The sequence below is a fragment of the Kitasatospora sp. NRRL B-11411 genome (genome assembly GCF_000721345.1).
Taxonomy (GTDB): Bacteria; Actinomycetota; Actinomycetes; order Streptomycetales; family Streptomycetaceae; genus Kitasatospora; species Kitasatospora cineracea.
The window spans coordinates 1-21,877 of sequence record NZ_JOGH01000115.1 but is presented as its reverse complement, the minus strand read 5'-3'; the positions used below and the strand labels follow the sequence as shown (position 1 = coordinate 21,877).

At 74.4% G+C, this 21,877-nt stretch carries 17 protein-coding genes and 2 pseudogenes; 6 read left to right on the top strand and 13 right to left on the bottom strand.

Annotated elements, in window-relative coordinates; genetic code table 11:
- The coding region (locus IH44_RS0132615; protein ID WP_051817745.1) for an HAD-IC family P-type ATPase at positions 1 to 1,529 on the bottom strand (1,529 nt) is incomplete at its 3' end.
- A 106-nt stretch (positions 1,530 to 1,635) separates the two neighbouring features.
- Between IH44_RS0132615 and IH44_RS0132610 the strand changes: the two genes are divergently transcribed.
- Positions 1,636 to 2,079: a metalloregulator ArsR/SmtB family transcription factor gene (locus tag IH44_RS0132610; protein WP_051817743.1), complete on the top strand. Its 444-nt coding sequence runs from the start codon at positions 1,636 to 1,638 to the stop codon at positions 2,077 to 2,079.
- 126 nt (positions 2,080 to 2,205) lie between these two features.
- Here IH44_RS0132610 and IH44_RS0132605 read toward each other — a convergent pair whose 3' ends face one another.
- The 3 genes from IH44_RS0132605 to IH44_RS0132595 all read right to left on the bottom strand — a co-directional run bounded on the left by IH44_RS0132605 (position 2,206) and on the right by IH44_RS0132595 (position 5,196).
- The gene (locus IH44_RS0132605) at positions 2,206 to 3,471 is read right to left on the bottom strand and encodes an APC family permease (protein ID WP_030463404.1); all 1,266 of its coding nucleotides are present in this window, start codon (positions 3,469 to 3,471) and stop codon (positions 2,206 to 2,208) included.
- 164 nt (positions 3,472 to 3,635) lie between these two features.
- Positions 3,636 to 4,787, bottom strand: coding sequence for a hypothetical protein (locus tag IH44_RS0132600; protein WP_051817741.1), 1,152 nt, complete (start codon positions 4,785 to 4,787; stop codon positions 3,636 to 3,638).
- Positions 4,788 to 4,854: 67 nt separating this feature from the next.
- Positions 4,855 to 5,196 carry a hypothetical protein gene (locus IH44_RS0132595; protein ID WP_030463402.1) on the bottom strand — a complete coding sequence of 114 codons (342 nt, stop codon included), beginning with the start codon at positions 5,194 to 5,196 and terminating at the stop codon, positions 4,855 to 4,857.
- Between the two features lie 424 nt (positions 5,197 to 5,620).
- On the opposite strand from IH44_RS0132595, the gene IH44_RS0132590 reads away from it, so the two are divergent.
- The gene (locus tag IH44_RS0132590) at positions 5,621 to 6,865 is read left to right on the top strand and encodes a S53 family peptidase (RefSeq protein WP_030463401.1); all 1,245 of its coding nucleotides are present in this window, start codon (positions 5,621 to 5,623) and stop codon (positions 6,863 to 6,865) included.
- A 63-nt stretch (positions 6,866 to 6,928) separates the two neighbouring features.
- On the opposite strand, the gene IH44_RS0132585 is transcribed toward IH44_RS0132590, so the two are convergent.
- Positions 6,929 to 7,777 (bottom strand): NAD(P)H-binding protein, encoded by an 849-nt coding sequence (locus IH44_RS0132585; protein WP_030463400.1) that lies wholly within the window; start codon positions 7,775 to 7,777, stop codon positions 6,929 to 6,931.
- A gap of 86 nt (positions 7,778 to 7,863) precedes the next feature.
- Between IH44_RS0132585 and IH44_RS0132580 the strand changes: the two genes are divergently transcribed.
- Together IH44_RS0132580 and IH44_RS0132575 are read left to right on the top strand one after the other, a co-directional pair.
- On the top strand, positions 7,864 to 8,580 hold the full coding sequence (locus IH44_RS0132580) for a TetR/AcrR family transcriptional regulator (protein WP_051817739.1): 717 nt from the start codon (positions 7,864 to 7,866) through the stop codon (positions 8,578 to 8,580).
- 240 nt (positions 8,581 to 8,820) lie between these two features.
- The gene (locus IH44_RS0132575) at positions 8,821 to 9,588 is read left to right on the top strand and encodes an NPP1 family protein (RefSeq protein WP_030463398.1); all 768 of its coding nucleotides are present in this window, start codon (positions 8,821 to 8,823) and stop codon (positions 9,586 to 9,588) included.
- Positions 9,589 to 9,705: 117 nt separating this feature from the next.
- Here IH44_RS0132575 and IH44_RS49845 read toward each other — a convergent pair whose 3' ends face one another.
- The 4 genes and pseudogenes from IH44_RS49845 to IH44_RS0132565 all read right to left on the bottom strand — a co-directional run bounded on the left by IH44_RS49845 (position 9,706) and on the right by IH44_RS0132565 (position 14,611).
- On the bottom strand, positions 9,706 to 9,969 hold the full coding sequence (locus IH44_RS49845; protein WP_369795023.1) for a fibronectin type III-like domain-contianing protein: 264 nt from the start codon (positions 9,967 to 9,969) through the stop codon (positions 9,706 to 9,708).
- Positions 9,970 to 10,092: 123 nt separating this feature from the next.
- Positions 10,093 to 11,574, bottom strand: a pseudogene (locus IH44_RS48715) (glycoside hydrolase family 3 protein); the annotation flags it as partial.
- A gap of 114 nt (positions 11,575 to 11,688) precedes the next feature.
- Positions 11,689 to 13,125, bottom strand: a pseudogene (locus IH44_RS48710) (discoidin domain-containing protein); the annotation flags it as partial.
- A 103-nt stretch (positions 13,126 to 13,228) separates the two neighbouring features.
- Complete coding sequence (locus IH44_RS0132565; protein ID WP_030463396.1) at positions 13,229 to 14,611, bottom strand: beta-1,3-glucanase family protein; 1,383 nt, start codon at positions 14,609 to 14,611, stop codon at positions 13,229 to 13,231.
- A 534-nt stretch (positions 14,612 to 15,145) separates the two neighbouring features.
- Here IH44_RS0132565 and IH44_RS0132560 point away from each other — a divergent pair.
- Together IH44_RS0132560 and IH44_RS0132555 are read left to right on the top strand one after the other, a co-directional pair.
- Positions 15,146 to 16,375 (top strand): MFS transporter, encoded by a 1,230-nt coding sequence (locus IH44_RS0132560; RefSeq protein ID WP_030463395.1) that lies wholly within the window; start codon positions 15,146 to 15,148, stop codon positions 16,373 to 16,375.
- Between the two features lie 333 nt (positions 16,376 to 16,708).
- A complete protein-coding gene (locus IH44_RS0132555) occupies positions 16,709 to 17,347 on the top strand; it encodes an SMI1/KNR4 family protein (RefSeq protein ID WP_030463394.1) in 639 nt (212 codons plus the stop codon).
- 19 nt (positions 17,348 to 17,366) lie between these two features.
- Here the strand turns inward: IH44_RS0132555 and IH44_RS0132550 are convergent, their stop codons facing one another.
- From IH44_RS0132550 to IH44_RS0132535, 4 genes are all read right to left on the bottom strand, one after another.
- Entirely contained in the window at positions 17,367 to 17,873 is a 507-nt protein-coding gene (locus IH44_RS0132550) for a nucleotidyltransferase domain-containing protein (RefSeq protein WP_051817737.1), read from the bottom strand.
- Positions 17,874 to 17,954: 81 nt separating this feature from the next.
- Complete coding sequence (locus IH44_RS0132545) at positions 17,955 to 18,551, bottom strand: signal peptidase II (protein WP_081967260.1); 597 nt, start codon at positions 18,549 to 18,551, stop codon at positions 17,955 to 17,957.
- Between the two features lie 173 nt (positions 18,552 to 18,724).
- Positions 18,725 to 19,189 carry a hypothetical protein gene (locus IH44_RS46895; protein ID WP_051817735.1) on the bottom strand — a complete coding sequence of 155 codons (465 nt, stop codon included), beginning with the start codon at positions 19,187 to 19,189 and terminating at the stop codon, positions 18,725 to 18,727.
- A gap of 144 nt (positions 19,190 to 19,333) precedes the next feature.
- Complete coding sequence (locus IH44_RS0132535) at positions 19,334 to 21,436, bottom strand: cellulose binding domain-containing protein (RefSeq protein WP_030463390.1); 2,103 nt, start codon at positions 21,434 to 21,436, stop codon at positions 19,334 to 19,336.
- Between the last annotated feature and the right edge of the window lie 441 nt (positions 21,437 to 21,877).

The following is a 21,877-nucleotide window of genomic DNA, read 5'->3' as shown; positions in this document are numbered from 1 at the left end:
GGGGTGCCGGGGGTGCCGGGGGTGGAGGTGAGGTCCAGGGCCGGGGCGGCGATGGCGCGGGCGGTGGCCGGGTCGGCGGCAGAGCCGGTGGTCGGGGGAGTGGCCCGCCCGGCGGCCGGGTCGGCGGTGCCGAGCAGGTGGGCGGGGGCGCCGACGGTGACGGTGCGGCCCGCGACGGTGGCGGTGACGCCGACGCCGGGGGTGGAGGCGAAGTCCGCGGCCGGGGCGAGGGCGAGGCCGCGGGCCCGGGCGGCGTCGACGACGGCGCGGGCCAGCGGGTGCTCGCTGGGGTGCTCGGCGGCGGCGGCCAGCGCCAGCAGCCGGTTCTCGTCCAGCCCTGCGCCGGTCGGCAGCCCGTCCTCGTCCAGGCCGGCACCGGCCGGCACACCGCCTTCGTCCAGCCCGGCACCGGCCGGCAGCCCGTCCTCGTCCAACCCGGCGCCGGCCAGCGGGCGGACGTCGGTCACGCGCGGGGTGCCCTCGGTGAGGGTGCCGGTCTTGTCGAGTGCGACGGCGTCGACCTGGCCCAGGCGCTCCATCACCACCGCGGACTTCACCAGCACGCCGTGCCGCCCGGCGTTGGCGATCGCGGACAGCAGCGGCGGCATGGTCGCCAGGACGACGGCGCACGGCGAGGCCACGATCATGAACGTCATCGCGCGCAGCAGCGAGTCGGTGAACGCCGCGCCGACCAGCAACGGGACCGCGAAGACCGCGAGCGTCGCGGCCACCATGCCCAGCGAGTACCGCTGTTCGACCTTCTCGATGAACAGCTGGGTGGACGCCTTGGTCTCCGACGCCTCCTCGACCAGCTGCACGATCCGGGCGATCACCGAGTCCGAGGCGTCCCGCTCGACCTTCACCCGCAGCGCGCCGGTGCCGTTCAGCGTCCCGGCGAACACCTCGTCACCGGTCCGCTTGGCGACCGGCAGCGGCTCGCCGGTGATGCTCGCCTGGTCGACCTCGCTCACCCCGTCCAGCACCCGGCCGTCCGCGCCGATCCGCTCGCCCGGTCGCACCAGGACCACGTCACCGACCGCCAGTTCCCCGGTCGGCACGCCCTCCTCGGTGCCGTCGTCCAGCAGCCGGGTCGCCACGGCGGGCGCCAGGTCGAGCAGGCCGCGCACCGAGTCCGCGGTGCGGGCGGTGGCGAGCGCCTCCAGCGCGCCGGAGGTGGCGAAGATGACGATCAGCAGCGCGCCGTCCATCACCTGGCCGACCGCCGCCGCGCCCAGCGCCGCGACGATCATCAGCAGGTCGACGTCGAGGGTCTTCTCGCGCAGCGCCTGCAGCCCGGCCCAGCCGGGCTCCCAGCCGCCGGCCGCGTAGGCGAGCGCGTACAGCGGGCCCCACGACCAGGCCGGGGCGCCGGCCAGTTGCAGCGGCAGCGCCAGCAGGAACAGCACCAGCGCGGCGGCGGCCCAGCGGGCCTCCGGCAGGGCGAGCACCCGGGTGCGCCGCCGGGGCGCGGCGGCGGCGGCCGCCGCGGGCGCCTCGGCGGGGCGGGCGAGCAGGGTGGAGGAAGGCATGGCGGACAGGACCCTTCGCGCAGGCCGCGGGGCGGTGGGGGCGGACACTGCCGACGATACAGGAACACATGAACACTCATTCATTCGTCGTCTGTAGTATTGCCGCATGGGTCATGGAGCCGCCCCCGCCAAGAACGCCGTCCCGCGCATCAGCCTGGACGCGGACAACGCCGCCCGGGTGGCCACCACCCTCCAGGCCCTCGCCACCCCGTCCCGGCTGCTGATCCTCGCCCGCCTGCGCGAAGGCCCCTGCGCCGCCACCGAACTCGCCCACGAGGTCGGCATGGAGCAGTCCGCCTGCTCCCACCAGCTCCGCCTGCTGCGCAACCTCGGCCTGGTCGTCGGGCAGCGGCAGGGCCGCTCCGTCGTCTACGCCCTGTACGACAACCACGTCGCCGAACTCCTCGACCAGGCCGTCTACCACACCGAGCACCTCCGGCTCGGCCTCAGCGACGCCGCGGACGGCGACGGGGACGGGGGCGGCGACAGCGACGGCGACGGTGGCAGTGGTGCGGACGGCGGCGGGGCCGACCGTCCCGCTGCCCGGTAGCGGCCGGTCGACCACCCCGGCAGCCCGGTAGCGGCCGGTCGGCCACCCCGGCAGCCCGGTAGCGGCCGGTCGGCCACCCCGGCAGCCCGGTAGCGGCCGGTCACCAACCCCCGGCGGCCCGGGCGTTCAGCCGCGCGCCGACACCTTCCGCACCCCGTAGGCGGCGGCGCCCAGCGCGAGCACGGCCGCGCCCCACAGCACCGAGGCGGCCGGCAGGGCGAAGGCCAGCACGGCGCACCCGGCGGCGCCGAGGACGGGCACGACCCGGGGCGGGCGGCCCTCGGCGGGGGCGAGGGTCCAGGCGGCGGCGTTGGCGACGGCGTAGTAGGCGAGGACGCCGAAGGACGAGAAGCCGATCGCCCCGCGCACGTCCGCAGTGGCCGCCAGCACGGCGACGACGGCGCCGACGGCGAGTTCGGCCCGGTGCGGGACCCCGAAGCGCGGGTGGACGGCGGCCAGGACGTGCGGCAGGTGGCGGTCGCGGGCCATCGCCAGGGTGGTGCGCGAGACGCCGAGGATCAGCGCGAGCAGCGAGCCGAGCGCCGCGACCGCCGCGCCGGCCCGCACCACCGGGGCCAGGCCCGGCACCCCGGCGGCGCGCACGGCGTCGGCCAACGGCGCGGCGCTGCGGGCGAGTTGGTCGGGGCCGAGGACGGCGAGGACGGCGAGCGCGACGGCGGCGTAGACGACCAGGGTGATGCCGAGCGCGGTCGGGATCGCCCGGGGGATGGTGCGCTGCGGGTCGCGGACCTCCTCGCCCAGGGTGGCGATCCGCGCGTACCCGGCGAAGGCGAAGAACAGGAACCCGGCGGCCTGGAGCACGCCGTGCCACCCGGCGTCGGCGCCGATCCTCCAGTGGCCGGTGTCGACGGCCGAGCCGGTCAGGCAGGCGGTGACCACGGCGGCGAGCACCGCCAGGACCACCGCGACGATCGCCCTCGTGAGCCGGGCGGCCTTCTGCACGCCGACGTAGTTCACCGCCGTCAGCGCGACCACCGCCGCGACCGCCACCGCGTGCGCCCGGGCGGGCCACACGTAGGAACCGACGGTGAGGGCCATCGCCGCGCACGAGGCGGTCTTGCCGACCACGAAGCCCCAGCCCGCCAGGTAGCCCCAGAAGTCGCCGAGGCGCTCGCGGCCGTAGACGTAGGTGCCGCCGGACTGCGGGTAGCGGGCCGCGAGGCGGGCGGAGGAGGTGGCGTTGCAGTAGGCGACCACCGCGGCCAGCGCCAGACCGAGCAGCAGCCCCGACCCGCCGGCGGCCGCGGCGGGGGCGAGCGCGGCGAAGACGCCCGCGCCGATCATCGAGCCGAGCCCGATCACCACCGCGTCGAACACCCCCAGGTGCCGCTCCAGCTCCCCCGGCCCGGCCGCTGCCGCCGACCTCCCCATTGTCCCGTCCTCCCGGTGACGCGCTCCGATACCGGCGCACGATATCCGAGCCCGGTGGCGGCCCGGTGAACACCCGGGGCCGCCGACCGCCGCCGACCGCCGCCGACCGGCGCCGACGAGGGGAGGAGCGGGGCCGGCCGGGGCCGGTGATGGTGGGGGAGGGGTCAGGAGTGCAGGGCGGCGTCGGTGTTCTTCGCCCGCCGTTCGGGCGGCAGCGGCTGGGCGCCCGACCGCAGGACGGCCTCGGCGCGGGCCGCGTGGAACGCCTCGACCGGGTCGCCCCGGTCCGCCCACACCTGGGCGCCGCACCAGCGGCCGAGGAGCCGGAACTGCTCCAGCGCCTCCGCGTGCATCCCGGCCCCGCCCAGTCGGTGGGCCAGCAGGTGGCGCAGACCCGGGACCCGCTCGTCCTCGGGCCGGGCGGCGGACAGGGCCCGGGCGGCGGCCGCCAGCCGGGCGTGCGCGGCGGGGCCGGTCGGGAGCCCGGCGCCGCGCTCCTCCAGTTCGGACAGCGCGTGCAGGTAGATGCCCGCGAGCAGGCTGTGCGGCGGGGCGCCGTCCATGGCCTGCTCGGCGAACCGCATCATCTTCCCGTTGGTGCCGTACCACTTGGCGCACCAGTACTGCATGCCCTGCCAGTGGCCCTCGTAGTGGTGCGGGGCGCGGGCCACCAGGCCCTCCCACAGCGGCCGGAAGCGGTCGGGCTGGTACCGGGCGCCGCGCGCGGCCGTCACCAGCACCACCCACGGCGCCGGGTTCCCGGGGTCGAGCAGCGCGGCCCGGTGGGCGGCCTCGATCGCGGCGGGCAGCAGCGCGTGGAAGCGGGCCATGTTCTCGGCCGGCACTTCGTTCGCGTACCCGCGGCCCCGGATCGCCCAGGCCCGGTGGACCATCAGGTCGGCCTCCAGGGCGGCCGCGTCGCAGTCGCCCGGGTCGGCCTCCCGCCAGGCGGTCAGCCACCCGTCGTCCTGCCGGGCGATCGCGCGCAGCAGTTCGAAGCGCGACCAGCGCTCGTCCCAGTCGTGCCCGGCCGCGGCGACGTGCGTCGCGGCCGGGCGCCAGTCGCCCTGCCAGGCGGCGTCGGCGACGGCCTGCGACCGCCGGCGGTCCCGTTCCGGCGCGGGCGGACCCGGGCGCCGCGGGTCGAGCGCCTCGCGCGGCACCAGCCCGTACGCGGCGGCGTCGAAGGACACCGGCGCGCGGAGCGCCGGCTCCTTCGCGGTGCGTTCGGCCGGGGCGGCGGCGCGCTTGCTCCGCAGGTTGCTCATCAGGACGGCGACCAGGATCGGGACCGCCAGGACCAGGAGATGTGTCACGGCCGGAGATCATCTCGACCGCCGCCCGGAATGGCAACGGGAAATCCGCCCCGACCGTGAGGCGGGGTCAGTGGCGGCGGATCCGGCGGATGATCAGCCACAGCAGGACGGCGCCCACCACGACGACCAGGAGCACCACCAGCAGGGCGCCGATCAGGCCGCCCTTGGACTTCTTCTTTTTCTTCGCCTTGCTCTTCGCCAACTGGGTGGTGGCCTGGGCCCGTTGGCCGGTCGGTGCCTGGGCCTGCGGGCCGCCCGCGGTCGGCGTGGTGGCGGCGGCGGGTGCCTGCTGGACGGCCGCGACCGGGGCGGTGCGGGGTGCGGCGGCGGCTGCCGGGCCGGTGGTCAGGGCGGTGCCGCCGACGGCCAGGGTCAGGGCGAGCAGGGCTCCTGCGAGTCGTGTTCTCATCCGGGTCACCTCGTTCTCGGCCGGGCCCCCGTGGCCGGCGTCCGCCCACTGTGGCAGGCGGCGGCGGGGCGGCGACAGGGGCGCGGGAGGTCCCGTTCCCGGACTGTGACGGTGTAACAGGCCCGGGGGCGTCCGGTGGCGGCCGGGAAGCGGAGGCAAACGTTCCCCAGGCGAAGGGGAGTCGACCGACCAAGCGTCAGGGGGCTTGGGTAAAGGGCGGGTTCGGATCCGGGCCGACTCCTTGTTGGGCATGTGCATGCCCCCCTACCGTCGAACGCCAGTCCGGCCTTTCCCGGACCCCCGGCCGAACGGCGGCCCCGAACCCCGCCGCAGAGCCCTGCCCAGCCGTGTCGGCGGACACCATCCGCTCGCGCGGCGAGGCATGCACCGCTTCCGGTCACCCCAGCCAAGGAGGCACCTCCGCATGCGCACTTCCCCCGCAGCCCGCCGTACGACCCTCGCCGTCGCGGGCACCGCCGCCCTGCTCCTGTCCGCCTTCACGGCCGTCGCCCCGGCGGGCGCGGCCACCGCCCCGCAGGCGGACGCCCGGGGCGGCACGTCCTGGGTCAGGGCGTGCGACACCCTCGCCCACGGCGACACCATGGCCTGCCACGCGCTGCGCGTGACCAGCACGGTGGAGGGGGTCCGGCAGCTCGGCGTCACCCCGAACGCCACCCCGTCCGGCTACGGGCCCGCCGACCTGCTGAGCGCCTACAAGCTGCCCGCCAACGGCGGCGCCGGGATGACCGTCGCCATCGTGGACGCCTACAACGACCCGAACGCCGAGTCGGACATGGCGGTCTACCGCTCCCAGTACGGGCTGCCCGCCTGCACCAAGGCCAGCGGCTGCTTCAAGCAGGTCAACCAGAGCGGCGGCAGCAGCCTCCCGGCGAACAACTCCGGCTGGGCCGGGGAGATCTCGCTCGACCTCGACATGGTCTCCGCGATCGCGCCGAACGCCCACATCGTCCTGGTCGAGGCGAGCAGCGCGACCATGGCCAACCTCGGCACCTCGGTGAACACCGCGGTCAGCCTGGGCGCCAAGTTCGTCTCCAACAGCTACGGCGGCGGCGAGTCCTCCGCCGACACCTCCTACGACTCCTCGTACTTCAACCACCCGGGCGTCGCCATCACCGTCTCCTCCGGCGACTCCGCGTACGGCGCCCAGTACCCGGCCGCCTCCAAGTACGTCACCTCGGTCGGCGGCACCGCGCTCAAGCGGGCCTCGAACACCCGCGGCTGGTCGGAGAGCGTCTGGCTGACCAACTCCACCGAGGGCACCGGCTCCGGCTGCTCCAAGTACGACGCGAAGCCGACCTGGCAGAAGGACACCGGCTGCAGCAAGCGCACCATCGCCGACGTCTCGGCCGTCGCCGACCCGGCCACCGGCGTCGCCGTCTACCAGACGTACGGCGGCAGCGGCTGGGCGGTCTACGGCGGCACCAGCGCCGCGGCCCCGATCATCGCCGGCGTCTACGCCCTGGGCGGCGCGCCGTCCAGCGGTTCCAGCCCGGCCTCCTTCCCCTACGCCCACACCTCCTCCCTCTTCGACGTGACCTCCGGGTCGAACGGCTCCTGCTCGCCGTCCTACCTGTGCACCGCCGGCACCGGCTACGACGGCCCGACCGGCCTCGGCACCCCCAACGGCACCACCGCGTTCAAGGGCTGACGCCCCGCCGGCCCCGTCCGCAGGCCGCCACCCCCGCCGAGGGGGTGGCGGCCCGGCGCGTTTTCAGGCGGCGGCGAGCAGGTCGCGGACGGTGCGCGGGGCGCGGGGGAGCAGGGCGGGCAGCAGCGGGTCGGTGCCGGCGAAGCGGCCCTGGGCGGCGGCCAGGTAGATGCCGAGGGTGAAGCGGGCCATGAACTCCGGTGTGCCCTGGGCGACTTGACCGGCCACCCAGTCCTCGGGGTCGACCGTGACGCAGCGGACGGGGCGGCCGGAGAGCTCGCCGGCGAGCTCGGCGACCTGCTGGAAGGTGGGGGCCTCGGGGGCGGTGAGGGTGACCGGGCCGTCGTGGGCGCCGGGGTCGGCGAGCACGGCGGCGGCGGCCTCGGCGGAGTCCGCGCGGGCGGTCCAGGAGACCGGGCCGTCGGCGGGGACGGTGATGGTGCCGGTCTCCCGCCAGGGTCCGAGCAGCCAGGCCAGGCTGTGGGCGTAGAAGCCGTTGCGCAGCGCGGTCCAGGGGACGCCGGAGCCGGCGAGCAGGAGTTCGGTCGCGGCGTGGTCGCGGGCGGGCTTGAACGCGCTGTCGGGGTGGGCGCCCTGGTGGCTGGTGTAGAGGATGCGGCCGACGCCGGCCGCCGCGGCGGCGTCGATCGCGGTGCGGTGCAGGGCGACGGCGTCCGCGCCCGGGTCGCTGGCGGAGACCAGCAGCAGCTGGTCGGCGCCCTCGAAGGCGCCGGGCAGGGAGGCCGGGTCGGCGTAGTCGCCGCGGCGGACCTCGACGCCGAGGTCGGCGAACCGCCGGGCCCGGGCGGGCTCGCGGACGGCGACCGCGATCTCGCCGGCGGGGAGGCGTTCCAGCAGGTGGTCGACGGTGGCGCCGTTCAGCGCGCCGGTGGCCCCGGTGATGACGATCATGATCCACTCCTGTTGTTATCGGTGGTTCTGTTTTTACGTTAGCACTGGAAATTCATCGATAACAAACATGAGATACCATTGGAAACGTGAACGATGCCGGTCCCCGCCCCCGGCAGACCTCGCGCGACGCCGTGCGCACCCGGCTGGTCGAGGTCGCCGCCCAACTCCTCGCCGCCGAGGGCCCCGACGCGGTCACCACCCGCTCGGTGGCGCTCGCCGCAGGCGTCCAGGCGCCCACCATCTACCGCCTCTTCGGCGACAAGGACGGCCTGCTGCAGGCCGTCGCCGAACACGGCTACGCCGTCTACACGGCGCGCAAGCCCCCGGTCGACGCGGACGACGACCCGGTGCGCGGCCTGCGCGCCGGCTGGGACCTGCACATCGGCTTCGGACTGGTCAACCCGGCCCTGTTCCGGCTGATGCACACCATGGCGCCGGGCCCGGACGGGCGGTCCGCCGCCGACGCCGGGGTGCGGATACTGCGGCAGCGGGTCGCCCGGGTCGCCCGGGCCGGACGGCTGAAGGTCCCCGAACGGCGCGCCGTCGACCTGATCCGGGCGGCCGGCACCGGCGTCGTCCTCACCCTGATCGACCAGCCCGAGGCGGACCGCGACACCACCCTGTCCGACCTGGCCTGGGAGGCCGTCCGGGCCGCCGTCCTGGCCGACCCCCAGGAGCTCGCCCTCTCCGTCCCGGCCACCGCCGCGGTGACCCTGCGCGCCGCCCTGCCTGCGATCGAGGGGTTCACCCCGCACGAGAGCGCCCTGTTCGGCGACTGGCTGGAGCGCGTCGCCGGTACCTGAGCGTCGCCGGAGCCCGAGCGCCTCCGGTACCTGAGTGCCTCCGGAGCCCGAGCGTCGCCGGAGCCCGAGTGCCGACGTTGCCGTCCCGTCGGGGGGCGGTGCCCGGGTCCTGTCTTATTTCACGCCTTGTCGGAAGTGGGCGCCGCCTCTAGATTCGCGGTGCCCGCACCCGCGCTGACTGCCCGTCAGCCCGCCCGGCGCGGGCCCCGTACCCGATCCGACGGCCGATCAGGAGTCATCATGCGCAAGCCGAGTTCCCCGGCCCGGGCCCTGCTCGGGCTGGCCGCCGCGACGGCGCTCGTCGTGGCCCTCCCGACCCCGGCCGGGGCGAGCGTGCTGACCCGGCTGCCGCAGAACGCCCCGGGGCTGGACCAGACCTTCTCCCCGGCGTACGACTACGACAAGGACGGCTGCTACGCCACCGCCGCGATCGGCGCCGACGGCACGATCAACCCGGGGCTCAAGCTCGGCGGCGACGTCAACGGCCACTGCCACGACTACGCCCAGCTCGCCGACTCCAACACCTACTCGCGCACCAAGTGCAACAACGGCTGGTGCGCCCTGATGTACGCCAGCTACTTCGAGAAGGACCAGGCCACCCTCGGCCCGGCCGCGATCGGGCACCGGCACGACTGGGAGCACGTGCTGGTGTGGGTGCACGACGATCAGGTGCAGTACGTGTCGGTCTCCCAGCACAGCGGCTACCAGGTCGCCGCCCGGTCGGCGATCCGCTTCGACGGCACCCACCCGAAGATCGTCTACCACAAGGACGGCGTCTCCACCCACGACTTCCGGTTCGCCAACGCCAACGACGAACCGGCCGAGAACGCCACCGGCAACTGGTTCTACCCGCGCATGGTCGGCTGGGACGGCTACCCCGCCGGCTACCGCGACAAGCTGCTGTCGGCGGACTTCGGCGCCGCCACCATCAAGATCGGCGACGGCGCCTTCGCGTACGCGCTGGCGCACGCGATGCCCGCGGGCATCCCGTTCGACCCCAACGCCTGATCCTGCGGCCGGGAGCACCGGAGCCGGGAGCACCGGAGTCGGGAGCACCGGAGTCGGGGGCGCCGGAGCCGGGGGCGCCCGCGGGCGTCCCCGGCCGTGCGGCGGGGTGGCCCCCGGTCAGTCCATCGCGTTCGCCACGACGGTGGCCGGGTTGGCGAGGCTGCCGGTCAGTGGCAGGTGCCGGGAGCTGTCGCCGACCAGGATCTGGTAACTGCCCGCCGTGGCGGTCCAGTTGCCGCTGCCGGTGTCCCAGTGCGCCAGGTCGTGCGCCGTCACGGTGAAGCTGACGGTGCCGGACGCGCCGGGGTTCAGGGTGATCCGCTGGAAGCCCTTGAGCTGGTGCGGGGGCTCCCCGGTGTCGGCGGGGGCGCCGACGTACAGCTGGGCGACCTCGGTGCCGACCCGGCTGCCGGTGTTGGTGACGGTCGCGGTGACGGTGGCCGTGCCGCCGCTGAGCGGGCCGACCTGGAGGCCGGAGAAGGCGAAGGTGGTGTAGGACAGGCCGTGGCCGAACGGGAAGAGCGGGGTGAGGTTGTTGGAGTCGTACCAGCGGTAGCCGATCTTCAGGCCCTCGGAGTACTGCACGGTGCCGCCGGTGCCGGGCCACTGGGCGGGGGTGTTCGCCGGGACCTGGGAGAGCGCGGCGGGGAAGGTGATCGGCAGGTGCCCGGACGGGTTGACGTCGCCGAACAGCAGCGCGGCGATGGCCTCGCCGAACTCCTGGCCCTGGTAGAAGCCCTCGAAGACGCCCGCGACCTGGTTCAGCCAGGGCATCATGACCGCCGAGTTGTTGCTGAGCACCACGATGGTGTTCGGGTTGGCCGCGGCCACCGCCGAGATCAGCGCGTCCTGGTTGCCGGGCAGGTCGAGGGTGGCGGTGTCGGCGGTCTCGTGGCCGTAGTTGTCGGCGGCGAAGACGATCGCCACGTTCGAGGACCTGGCGAGGGCGACCGCCGCGGCCTGGTCGGTGCCGTCGTCGTAGGCGACGGTGGTGCCCGTCCCCGCGGTGCGCTGCTGGAGGCCGTACAGCGGGGTGTAGGTGCCGGAGCTGGTGGCGTTGCCGCTGCCGCCGCCGGAGGTGAGCGTGCCGGGGCCGGCCTGGGTGCCGATCACGGCGATCGAGCGGCCGGCGTTGGCGTCGAGCGGCAGCAGGCCGTTGTTCTTGAGCAGGACGGTGCCCTCCTCGGCGCCGCGCAGGGCGACCGCACGGTGGGCGGGGGTGGCGACGATCGCGGTCTTGGAGCCGCTGGGCGCCTTGTCGAACAGGCCGAAGCGGAACATCTGGGTCAGCACCCGGGAGACCATGGTGTCGAAGGTCGCCTGGCTCACCCGGCCGTCGGCCACGGCCTGCAGCAGCGGGGCGGCGAAGAAGCCGTTGAACGGCATCTCGACCGTCTCGCCCGCGTTGGCGGACGGCACGGTGGAGTGGATGCCGCCCCAGTCCGAGGTGATGAACCCCTGGAAGCCCGCCTGCTGGTACATCGCGACGTTCTCCAGCGCCGGGTTCTGGCAGGAGTACTCGCCGTTGACCATGCTGTAGCCGCACATCAGCGCCGCCGCGCCGCCCTTCTCGATCGCGGTCTGGAAGGCCGGCAGGTAGATCTCCTGCAGGGTGCGGGCGTCGACGATCTCGTTGCCGGGCGCCGAGGGCTGCTCGACGTTGTACGCGGCGACGTGCTTGACCTCGGCCATCACGCCCTGGCTCTGCATGCCCTGGACGTCCGCACTGGCGATCTGCCCGCTCAGGTACGGGTCCTCGCCGAAGGTCTCGTAGGCCCGGCCCCAGCGCGGGTCGCGCACCATGTTGATCGTCGGGCCGAGCGAGACGTGCACGCCCTTGCCGGCGAACTCCTGGCCGACCGCGACGCCGAACTCGTGCACGTAGTCCGGGTCGAAGGTGGCCGCGGACACCTCCCCGTCCGGGAACTGGGTGACGCCGCCGAGGCCGTCGCCGACGCCGCTCGGGCCGTCCTCCAGGTTGAGGTCGGGGATGCACAGCTCGGGCTGCCCGGCGATCTGCCCGATGTAGACGTCGGAGCCGTCGCCGTACAGCATCTTGTCCTTCTGTTCCTGGGTCATTGCGCCCATCAGCTGGGCGACCCGGGTGGCGACCGGCACGTCCGGCCGGTTCAGCCACGGGCAGCTGCCCGGCGCGGGCTTCGGCGCGGGTGGCGGGATGGTGACGGCCTTGTCGCCGACGGTGCGCACGGCCAGCTCCCAGAGCGAGACGCCGTACCCGGTGGCCCGGGCGGTGGTGTACAGCCGCAGGTAGCGGCCGGTGCCGGTGACGTCGACCTTCTGGGTGCCGCCGGTGCCGGTGGTGGTGGAGTAGACACTCGTCCACTTGGCGCTGTCGTCGGACAGCTCGATCCGGAACCCGGTGGCGTAGGCGTTCTCCCACTGCAGCACCACCTGGCAGACCGGCAGGCTCCCGCCGAGGTCGACCACGATCCACTGCGGGTCGCCGACCGCGCTCGACCAGCGGGTCAGCGTGCTGCCGTCGGTCGCGTAGAACGCGTCGTACGCCGGGTCGGCGTCCTGGGTGGAGGAGCCGGTGGCGGGGTGTCCGAGCGCCGCGTTGACGGTGCCGCAACTCCCGTTCCCACCAGGGGAAGTGGGCGTGGGTGTCGGAGTGGGTGTCGGGGTGCTGCCGCCCCCGCCGGTGAAGACCTGGAACTCCCAGAGCGAGTAGCCGTACTGGGTGGCGCGCTGGGTGCCGTACACCCGGACGTAGCGGCCGGTGCCGGTGACGTCGAGGGTCTGGGTGCCGCCGGTGCCGGCGGTGGTGGAGTGGACACTCGTCCAGTTCGCCCCGTCGGCGGAGACCTGCACCTGGAACGCCGTGGCGTACGCGGCCTCCCAGGCCAGCGAGACCCGGCAGACCGGCAGCACCGCGCCCAGGTCGACCTGGAGCCACTGCGGGTCGGCGGCGGCGCTCGACCACCGGGTGCCGCCGTCGCCGTCCACGGCGGCCGCGGCCGGGAAGGCGGCGCTCTGCTCGGAGGAGGCGGTGACCGGCCGGTCCAGCGCGGCGTTCTGGGCGCCGCAGGCGGCGCCGCCCCCGCCCGTCCCGGCGGTGCCGTACACCTGGAACTCCCAGAGCGAGTAGCCGTACTGGGTGGTGCGGGCGGTCCCGTACATCCGCACGTAGCGGCCGCTGCCCGAGACGTTCAGCGTCTCGGTGCCGCCCGCGCCGGTGCTGGTGGAGTAGACACTCGTCCAGTTGGCGCCGTCGTTCGAGGTCTGGATCTGGTAGGACTTCGCGGCCGCGGTCTCCCAGCGCAGCACGACCTGGTCGAGCGTCGCGGCGGCGCCGAGGTCGACCTGGAGCCACTGCGGATCGGCGGCGGCGGAGGACCAGCGGGTGCCGTTGTCGCCGTCGACGGCGGCGGAGGCGGGCGTGCCGGCGTTCTCGGTGGACGAGGCGGTCGCGGGCCGACCCTGCGAGAGCAGCGTCGGTGCGGCCTGCGCGGCGGGCGTGCCCGCGACCAGCAGGGTGGTGAGCAGGGCCAGGACGGCGAGGGCCGCCGTCCACAGCGTGCTGACGGTGCGTCGGGGCACCGGGGCGGAGCCCGGTGGGCGTGCCGAACGTGCGTTCACGGTTCTCCTCGCGGACAGGGGGTGGGGGACGCGCCGGGGCTCAGTAGCCGACGGCGACCTCGAGCCACTGCGGGTTCGCGTGCGAGACGTACGAGGACTGGCCGGCGTAGTCGTCGTACGGGAAGCCGTACGCCAGGCCGTCGATCGCGCGGTCGTGCCAGAACTCGGCGTAGTAGTTGGCCGGGCCCGCCGCGTAGTACTTCGTCGGGTCGGACCACTGCGACTGCGGCAGCGTGGCGACGTGCCGGTTCAGCGCCGAGCACATGCCCGGGTCGGCGGCCATGCTGCCCGCGCAGCCGAAGATGTTCGAGGTGGACTCGTTGACGCCGACCGAACTCGCGTACGCCGTGAAGTAGTCGGCGTTCACCCCGCCGGTCCGGAAGCTCGGGTCGCTGCCCGGCGCGATGATCCGGTACGGGGCCTCGGTCTGCGCCAGCACCTTGAACTCCTGCGGCACGGCGTCCTGGAAGTCCTGGAACAGCTGCGCCCGGCTCTCGTCGAACACCGACCGGGCGTCACCGACCTGCACGTCGTAGCCGTCGGCGGCGTGCAGCCGCATCGCCAGCGGCAGCGCCCAGGCGTCCACCCGGGTGGTGTTGCCGTTGAAGACGTCCGGGCCGACGGTGAACTCGATGAAGTCGGCGTACTTGCTGGTCGGCGAACCGAGGGAGAAGTACATCCGGCCGGAGGAGTTGGCGGGCATGTCGAGGTACGGCTGCTCGGCGATCGAGTGCACCTGGCCGTTGAAGCTCCAGTACACCTGGCTGTCCGGATAGGCGCCGTTGGTGCGGTTCAGCACCTTCACCGTCAGCACGTTCTTCGCGGCCGGAATGCCGCCGGTGTCGCCCCAGAACGGGTCGGCGGGCGGCGTGCTGCTCGAACTCGGACTGGGGGAGGGCGAGTTGCTGCCGTCCACGGTGGTGAAGACCTGGAACTCCCAGAGCGAGTAGCCGTACGCGGTGGTGCGGGCGGTGCCGTACATCCGCACGTAGCGGCCGGTGCCGGAGACGTCGAGGGTCTGGGTGCCGCCGGTGCCGGTGGTGGTGGAGTAGACACTCGTCCAGTTGGCGCCGTCGTCCGAGGTCTGGATCTGGTACGCCTTCGCGTACGCGGCCTCCCACTGCAGGACGACCTGACCGACCGTCCGGCTGGAGCCGAGGTCGACCTGGAGCCACTGCGGGTCGGCGGCGGCGCTGGACCAGCGGGTGCCGGGGTCGCCGTCGACGGCGGCGGAGGCGGGCGTCCCGGCGTTCTCGGTGGACGAGGCGGTGGCGGGCCGGCCCTGCGAGAGCAGCGCCCCGGCGGCGGCGTGGGCGGTCGGTGCCGGGGCCAGGGCGAGCAGCAGGCTCGCCAGCAGGGCGGTGACGGCGAGGAGGGCGCACAGCGGCGCCCTCCAGCGGAGGTGGGGACGTGGCGCGAGCATCTGACGGCTCCTCGGGTGCGCGTGCAGGTGGGGGAACGGGGTGTGCGGTCGCGCAGCGAGAGAGAGGGGAGCGCTGAGAGCGCTCTCTCGCCCCAGCAGTGTGATGACCTGGCAGAATTCATGTCAAGTGGGAGAGCGCTCTCCCATTTCGGCGCTCGCCGCCGCCCCCGAACCGGCACGTCGGAGCGGGGGCGGCCCCGCACCGGAAGCCGGGGTTCCGCCCCGCGCGGAGGGGCGGGCCGGGGCGCGGCTAGGGTGCGTGGGTACGCCAACCATCCCGGCTGGGCCGCCCCGCCCGGTTCCGGCCCTTCCTTCGTTCGTTCCGCCCTTTGTTCCGTTCCGGAGGCCCGCGTCCCGATGGAGTCCCGCCCGGCACCCCGCGTCCGCCAACAGCCCCGCGTCCGCCCGGCGTTCAGCGTGCGCCCGGCGTTCAGCATCCGTCCGAAGGCGCGCGTCCGTCGGGAGCGCCCTGAGCGCCGGGCCCGCCCGGTCCGCCCGGAGCGCCCGGAGCGCCCGGTCCGTCCGGAGCGTCGGCTGCCGGACCCGGCGGTCCGCCGGCACCGCCGGGCCCTGCAACTGTGCTTCGGGATACCCGGGTTCGCGCTCGCCACCTGGGTCACCCGGACCCCCGACGTCCGCGACCGGCTCGACGCCTCCACCGCCGAGATGGGCCTGGTGCTCTTCGGGATGTCGATCGGCTCGATGCTCGGCATCCTGGTGGCCGGTGCCCTGGTGGCCCGGTTCTCCACCCGGCCCGTCGTCATCACCGGCATGGCTCTGGTGCTGGCCAGTTCGGGCACCACGGCGCTCGGCGCGGCCCGCTCCTCCGCGCCGCTGGTCGCCTTCGGCCTGCTGCTGATCGGCGCGGGCATGGGCCTGTCGGAAGTCGCCAGCAACGTCGACGGCGCCGACGTGGAACGCGCGTACGGCCGCCCCGTCCTGCCCGCCCTGCACGGCTGCTACAGCCTGGGCACCCTGCTCGGCGCCGCCCTCGGCGCGGGCGGCGCGGCGATCGGACTCCCCGTCCCCTGGCACCTGGCCGCCGTCCTGCTCCTGACGTCCACCCTGTTCGTCCTCGCCCTCCCGGGCCTGCGACCCGGCCTCGGCCGCGCCACCGCCGATCCCGCCGCCCCGGCGCCGGCGGGACGGCGGCCCGCCCTCGACCCCCGGCTGCTGATGATCGGCGGCGTGGTGTTCGCCATGACGCTGGCCGAGGGCGCCGCCACCGACTGGCTGCCGCTGCTGATGGTCGACGGCCACGACATGCCGGCCGGCCTCGGCTCGCTGGTCTACGCCGGGTTCGCCGCCGCCATGGCCGCCGGACGCTTCGCCGGCGGCCCCGCCGTCGCCCGGTTCGGCCGGCCCGTGATGCTCGGCGGCGGCGCACTGCTCACCGCCACCGGCATCGCCCTGGTCTCCTTCGCCGACTCCCCGACCGCCGCGGGCTGCGCCGTCCTGCTCTGGGGCCTCGGCACCTCCCTCGGCTTCCCGCTGGCGCTCTCCGCCGCCGGCGAATCCGGCCCCGACACCACCGCCCGGATCACCTTCACCTCCCGGATCGGCTACGTCGCCCTGCTCGCGGGCCCCCCGTCCCTCGGCTTCCTCGGCGACCACCGCGGCCTGCGCACCGCCATGCTCCCGGTCCTCCTCCTCACCCTCGCCGCCGCCACCCTCTCCCCGGCCACCGGACCCCGCCCCACCCCGGCCCCGACCCCGACCCCGACCCCGACTCGGACTCCGGCTCCGGCTCCCGACGAAGCCTGAACGCCGCTGCACAAGGCGGTTCCGGGCCACCCCGGTCCGGTGCGATCCGGGCCGACCTCTTCTTGACCCGCGAGCCTCCGAGCCCGGGCACGGAGCGGGGCCCCTGGGACGCGCCGGTGTCATGAACGGCTACTGAGGCAGCGGACCGAGAGCCCCGAGGCCGGGGCGCCGAGTGCCCCTCATGCGCTCGTGACCTGCGAAAACAGCCAAGATCAGGAGAGCAGGTTGCAGACGACGTCGGTAACGGCCGCCGCTCGACCCGTCGGTTCGCCGCCGGAGCACGCATCCGAGTCCTCGGCCCGCCGCGTCGGACACGTGAGGCAGGATGGCGCGATGAGCCAGCAGATCTTGCCCCCGTCGGAGTCGTGGCGCCGGATCGATGCCTGGCTGGCGAGGCATTCGGCTTCCGGCCTCGCGGTGCTCAACCCGCCGGCGACAGCGGACGAGGTCCGGGACGCGGAACAGGTCCTCGGCATCCAACTGCCCGGCGACCTCGCCGAGTCCCTGCGTTGCCACAACGGGCTGAGCACTTGGGCGACTCTCCTCCCCGAGCAGTCCCCACTGCCGGTGAGCGGAATCGTGGACCGCTGGCAGACCCGCATGGACGTCGCGACCGAGAACGCCGGCCTGACCGCCCGCCCGTGGGACGACGAACCCTGGTGGCACCCTCTCTGGGTGCCCTGGGCCGAGAGCGCCGACGGCGTGGCACAGGTGATCGACCAACGGCCCGGCCCGAACCCGGGGCGCCTGGGCTGGGCAGGCCACGGCGGCGGCGGCGACTTCACCGATTCATGGCCCGGGCTCGCACATCTCCTCCACGCCGTCGCGCAAGCGCTCCACGAGGGCGGAGGCGTCCGCGATCTGCACCCCTACCTCACCAAGGAGGGCGGTCTGTGGTGGGACGAGGAGGACTCCCACGCGTTGAACGGTCAGCCACTGCGGCCGGCCCCGATCGGACTCGGACTGTCCTGACGGGCGGAACAACGGCCTTTCACGGCGAAGGTGTGTAATCGGGGGGAAGCTCCACTCCCGTGCCGGCGTGCAGCCGTTCCATGTCCTGGCGGTCCTTGGCCGTGGCTTCGTAGCCGAGGTGGCACCGCACCTGCGTTGCCGCGTCGACACACAGCACCTGGCGTCCGCCGATGGTCCCGGTCACCGGAGCCGGGTAGTGGAACCGTCCACCGTCCGGGAGGAGTTGCTGTCCGCCTTCGCGGGCGGACCCGAGCACGGGGTGCAGGTCGATTTCCCGGCCGGCACTGTCCGTGACGGCCAGCGCGGTGGGAAGCCAGTCCCGCAGGACCTCGGTGAACCCGGCTTCGAACAGAGCGTCCCGCACCACGTCGAGCTGGTCCGACAGGACGACCAGATCGAGATCCGAATGGATGCGGGTGGTCTCCCCGATCAGGGCATCCACGCCCCAGCCGCCGTCCACCCAGGCCGCCGCCCCCGCGCTCTTGAGCAGGTCCAGCACTGCGAGTACCTCGGATTCGTTCAGCACCGGGGCACTCTGGCAGCGCAGACGGTCTGCCGCTACCGGGATTCGTGACGGCCCGGGGGCACGGTTGCCCGGACCGGTCGGTCAGGACTCGGTCGGGGCGGCGGCGGCGGGGGCAGGGGCGGGGGCGGGGGCGGTGCTCATGGGGGTGTTGCGGAAGGAGAGGAGGACGGCGAGGGCGCAGCCGCAGGTGAGGGACCAGTCGGCGAGGTTCATCACGCTGAAGTCGTTGACGGCGATGAAGTCGACGACGGCTCCCCGGAGGTGGCCGGGGGAGCGGAAGAGGCGGTCCGTCAGGTTACCGAGGGCGCCGCCGAGCAGGAGGCCGAGGGCGATCGCCCAGGGGGTGCTGGCCAGGCGGCGGGAGAGGCGGACGACGGTGACGGAGACGGCGGTGGCGATCAGGGTGAAGACGATGGTGGTGGTCTCGCCGATGCCGAGCGCGGCGCCGGAGTTGCGCTGGGCCTGCAGCACCAGCCAGTCGCCGATCAGGTGGACGGGCGCGCGGCCCTCGAGTCCGGCGACCACCGCGATCTTGCTGGCCAGGTCGAGGGCGTACGCGGTGGCGGTGACCGCCCAGAGCAGCAGCAGGACGCGCCGGGGCGCGGGGGAGGCGGGAGGTGCGGGAGGTGCGGGGGATGCGGGAGGTGCGGGGGTGTCCGCCGGGTCGCTGGCTGTCATGTCCGGTCTGCTCTCCTCGGGTTCCTGGCCCCCGCCGGGCTGCGGGTGGTTCTCTCCTGGGAGGAAGGTATCCGGGGCGCTCCGGGCCCGGCCGCCCGGCCCCGGGCGGGAACCGGTGCGGCGAGGCGGCGAGGCGGCAGGGCGGCCGAGTCCCGGAGTACGCGCCGCGGGGGTCAGGACTCCGGCTGGGTGACGGTCAGGCCCCAGTGGACGTCCGGGGTGGAGGTCTGGACGCCGACGTAGAAGGAGCGGCCCTGTTCGGGCGTGACGGTGGTGGTGGCGGTGGTGGTCGTGCCGGGGAGGCAGGGGGTGGTGAAGGTGACGGGGGTGGGGTCGCCGTACTGGGCGGTGAAGGTGACGCGGGCCTCGGCGGGGGCGTCGGTGGTGAGGCAGGCGAGGGTGACGGTGACGGGGAGGCCGGCGGGGTTGGCGCCGCCGGTGACGGCGCCGCCGTCGCCGATCCACTCGGGGATCCAGATCAGGCCGTCGGGGCCCGGGTAAGGGATGACCTGGCCGGTGCCCGGGGTGCCGTGGGCGGTGGCGGCGGGGGAGGGCGAGTCGGCGGAGGCCGTGGTGACGGCGGTGGCGGTGAGCACGGCGGCGGCAGCGGCGGTCGCGGCGAGACGGGTGCGCTTCATGGTGGTGTTCCCCCTCGGTGGCGCCGGGAGCGGGCTCCCGGCGTGACGGCTTCCAGACGTGTGCGAACAGTATCGTTCGGCACGGACACCGGCACCTGAGTACGGGTACTCAGGTGCCGGAGCGGAACGCCGTTGCGGGGAAGGTCAGCTGACGGTGCGGCAGACCGTGCCGTTCAGGCGGAACACCGTCGGGGACGGGTTGGCGCCGTTGTTGGCGCCGACGAAGCCGAACTCGGCGGAGCTGCCGCCGTTCGGCGCCAGGTGGGCGTTGTACTGGCCGTTGGTGACCCGGACGTGCTGGCCGGTGGAGGTGATGTCGGCGTTCCACCAGGAGCTGACGGACTGTCCGGTGGAGGGCCAGTCGAAGTCCACGGTCCAGCCGTTCAGGTCCGCCGGGCCGAGGTTGTTCACCACCACGTCGGCCACGAAGCCGTTGCCCCAGCCGCTGGTCACCTGGTACGAGACGGTGCAGGTGCTGGTGGCGGGGGTGCCGGTGGTGAAGGTGAGCGGGACGGAGGGCCGGGAGAGGTGGCCGGCCTGGTCGCGGGCCAGCACGTTGATGGTGTGCCGGGAGCCCGGCGGCAGGTTGTAGAGGGTGGCCGAGGTGCCGGTGGACGAGCCGAGCAGCTGGACGGTGGTGCCCAGCTGTTCGTAGACCTCGTAGCGGTCCACGGCGCCGGTCGCGGCCGGCCAGCTCAGGGTGGCGGTGGCGGCGTCCACGGCGGTGGTGCGCGGGGTGCCGGGGGCGCCGACGGTGGCGGAGTCGGTGCCGGCCGCGGGGTGCACGGTCAGCACGGTGAGCGAGTACGGGGCGAGGGTCGCCGAGGTGGCGGTGGCGGTGCCGGTGGCGTCGACCAGGCCGGTGTCACCGGGTGCCCAGCGCTGCACCGCGGGGGCGGCGGCCCCGGCGGTGAAGCCCAGGTAGCGCAGGTCCACGGTGCGGGCGGCGGTGGCGTTCTTGTTCAGCAGCAGCACGCTGAGGTCGCCGTCGGCGCGCAGCACCGCGTGCGAGGAGACCTCGGGGCCGGAGGCGGCGGAGGCCACCATGGTGTCGCCCGGGTCGCTGAGCGCGCCGAGCGCCTTGATGCCGTAGTACGGCGCGAACGGGGTGTTCACGGCCGGTTCGCAGACGCTGCCGTTGCAGGCGCCGCTGGACAGCATGCCCATGTCGCCGTAGTCGGTCTCGTCGCCGACGGTGGTGATCGGGCCGACGCCGTTGTGGGTGTCCCACCAGTCGACGGTGAAGACGCCGTTCTCCAGCGCGGTGCTCATCGCCTCCGCCGCGAACAGGCCGTTCGGGCGGCTGGTGAGGGCGCCGTTGCCGGACTCGGAGTTGACCTCGGTCATGGCGATGCCGATCTTCGCCGAGTCGGCGCCCGCGTACCGGTCCAGCAGGTTGCGCACCTCGCGCAGCTCGCCGGGCAGTTGCCGGACGGCGGCCAGCGCCCCGTCGCCGCCGCCGGCGTTCGGGTACCAGTGGACGCTGACGAAGTCGACGTCGTGCGCGACGGCGGCCAGCACGGTGTGGTTCCAGTCGCCGCTGTCGCCGCCCGCGACGATGCCGTCCGGCCAGTTGCCGGGCATGGTGAGCACCGCGCCGATCTTCACCGTCGGGTCGACGGCCTTCATCGCCGCGGCGTACGCCTTGACCTCCCGGGCGTACTGGTCCGGGGTCTTGTCGGCGTGGGTGTCGTTCTCCCAGCCGCTGCCGTAGACGCCGTTCCCGTAGATCTCGTTCCCGATCTCCCAGTACTTCGCGCCGTAGCCCTTGGTGACGTTGGCGTACCGGACCCAGTCCGCGGCCTCCTGGGCGGTGCCCGAGCCGTAGTTGGCGATCAGGATCGGCTGGGCGCCGGTGGCCTGCACCGTCCCCATGAACGCGTCGAAGCCGGTGCCCGGGGCTACGTAGCCGCCCGGTGCGCTGTTGTCGATCCAGTGGTAGATGTCCGCGTACGAGCCGCCCGGGTAGCGCAGCGCGCCGATCCCGGCGTCCCGGTAGAGCGAGGCCACCTGGGGGTCGTTCATGTGCGAGTCCCAGATGGCGGTGTTGGCGCCGAGCGCGGCCTGGCCGACGGTGCCCAGGCCCGCGGCGGCGTTCACCGTGACGGTGGTGTCCGCGGCGGGGGCGGGGTCCGCGGCGGCGGCGGGGGCGGACAGCGGCAGCGCCGCCGCGAGCACGGCCAGGGCGGCCGAGGCCGTCGCGGCGAGCGGGCGGCGCAGCCCGGCGGATCTCCTGCGGAACAGCATGGGGGTGGTTCCTCCCGGGTGGGGCGCCGGCCCGGGGCCACGCCACGGAGGCCACCGAGCCGGACGGGGACGGGGGACGGCCGGGCGGCGTACGGTGCCGCGGCGGCCGGCGCTTGGGAGCGCTCCCATGGTGGGAAGGGGCGGCGGACCTGTCAATCCGCGGCCCGGGCTGCCGGACGTCCCCGCAGCTCCTGGGCCCGCGCGGGGCGCTGAAACGTTCGCGGAGCGGTGAACGAGGTGGTGGACGGGGCGGTGGACGGGGTGCTGGGCGGGGCGGGGTGCATGGCGGAGCACGGGCACGGGGGTTGATACCGCGTCAGTACGGGCCAGGAGGCGGCCGGTGTCAGGCGGTCCTACGTTGTTGGTGGGTTGGACGGGCCGTCGTAAGGTCCAGAGATCCAGAGGCGCCGGGTATGGCTTTCAGGCGGTTGCACGCGATGG

Coding starts and splice junctions, on each gene's coding strand:
- IH44_RS0132545 (WP_081967260.1), bottom strand. CDS start 18,551: ATGACAGCCAGCGACCCGGCGGACACCCCCGCACCTCCCGCATCCCCC.
- IH44_RS0132585 (WP_030463400.1), bottom strand. CDS start 7,777: ATGATCGTCATCACCGGGGCCACCGGCGCGCTGAACGGCGCCACCGTC.
- IH44_RS0132575 (WP_030463398.1), top strand. CDS start 8,821: ATGCGCAAGCCGAGTTCCCCGGCCCGGGCCCTGCTCGGGCTGGCCGCC.
- IH44_RS0132535 (WP_030463390.1), bottom strand. CDS start 21,436: ATGCTGTTCCGCAGGAGATCCGCCGGGCTGCGCCGCCCGCTCGCCGCG.
- IH44_RS0132590 (WP_030463401.1), top strand. CDS start 5,621: ATGCGCACTTCCCCCGCAGCCCGCCGTACGACCCTCGCCGTCGCGGGC.
- IH44_RS0132610 (WP_051817743.1), top strand. CDS start 1,636: ATGGGTCATGGAGCCGCCCCCGCCAAGAACGCCGTCCCGCGCATCAGC.
- IH44_RS0132555 (WP_030463394.1), top strand. CDS start 16,709: ATGAGCCAGCAGATCTTGCCCCCGTCGGAGTCGTGGCGCCGGATCGAT.
- IH44_RS0132605 (WP_030463404.1), bottom strand. CDS start 3,471: ATGGGGAGGTCGGCGGCAGCGGCCGGGCCGGGGGAGCTGGAGCGGCAC.
- IH44_RS46895 (WP_051817735.1), bottom strand. CDS start 19,189: ATGAAGCGCACCCGTCTCGCCGCGACCGCCGCTGCCGCCGCCGTGCTC.
- IH44_RS0132565 (WP_030463396.1), bottom strand. CDS start 14,611: ATGCTCGCGCCACGTCCCCACCTCCGCTGGAGGGCGCCGCTGTGCGCC.
- IH44_RS0132595 (WP_030463402.1), bottom strand. CDS start 5,196: ATGAGAACACGACTCGCAGGAGCCCTGCTCGCCCTGACCCTGGCCGTC.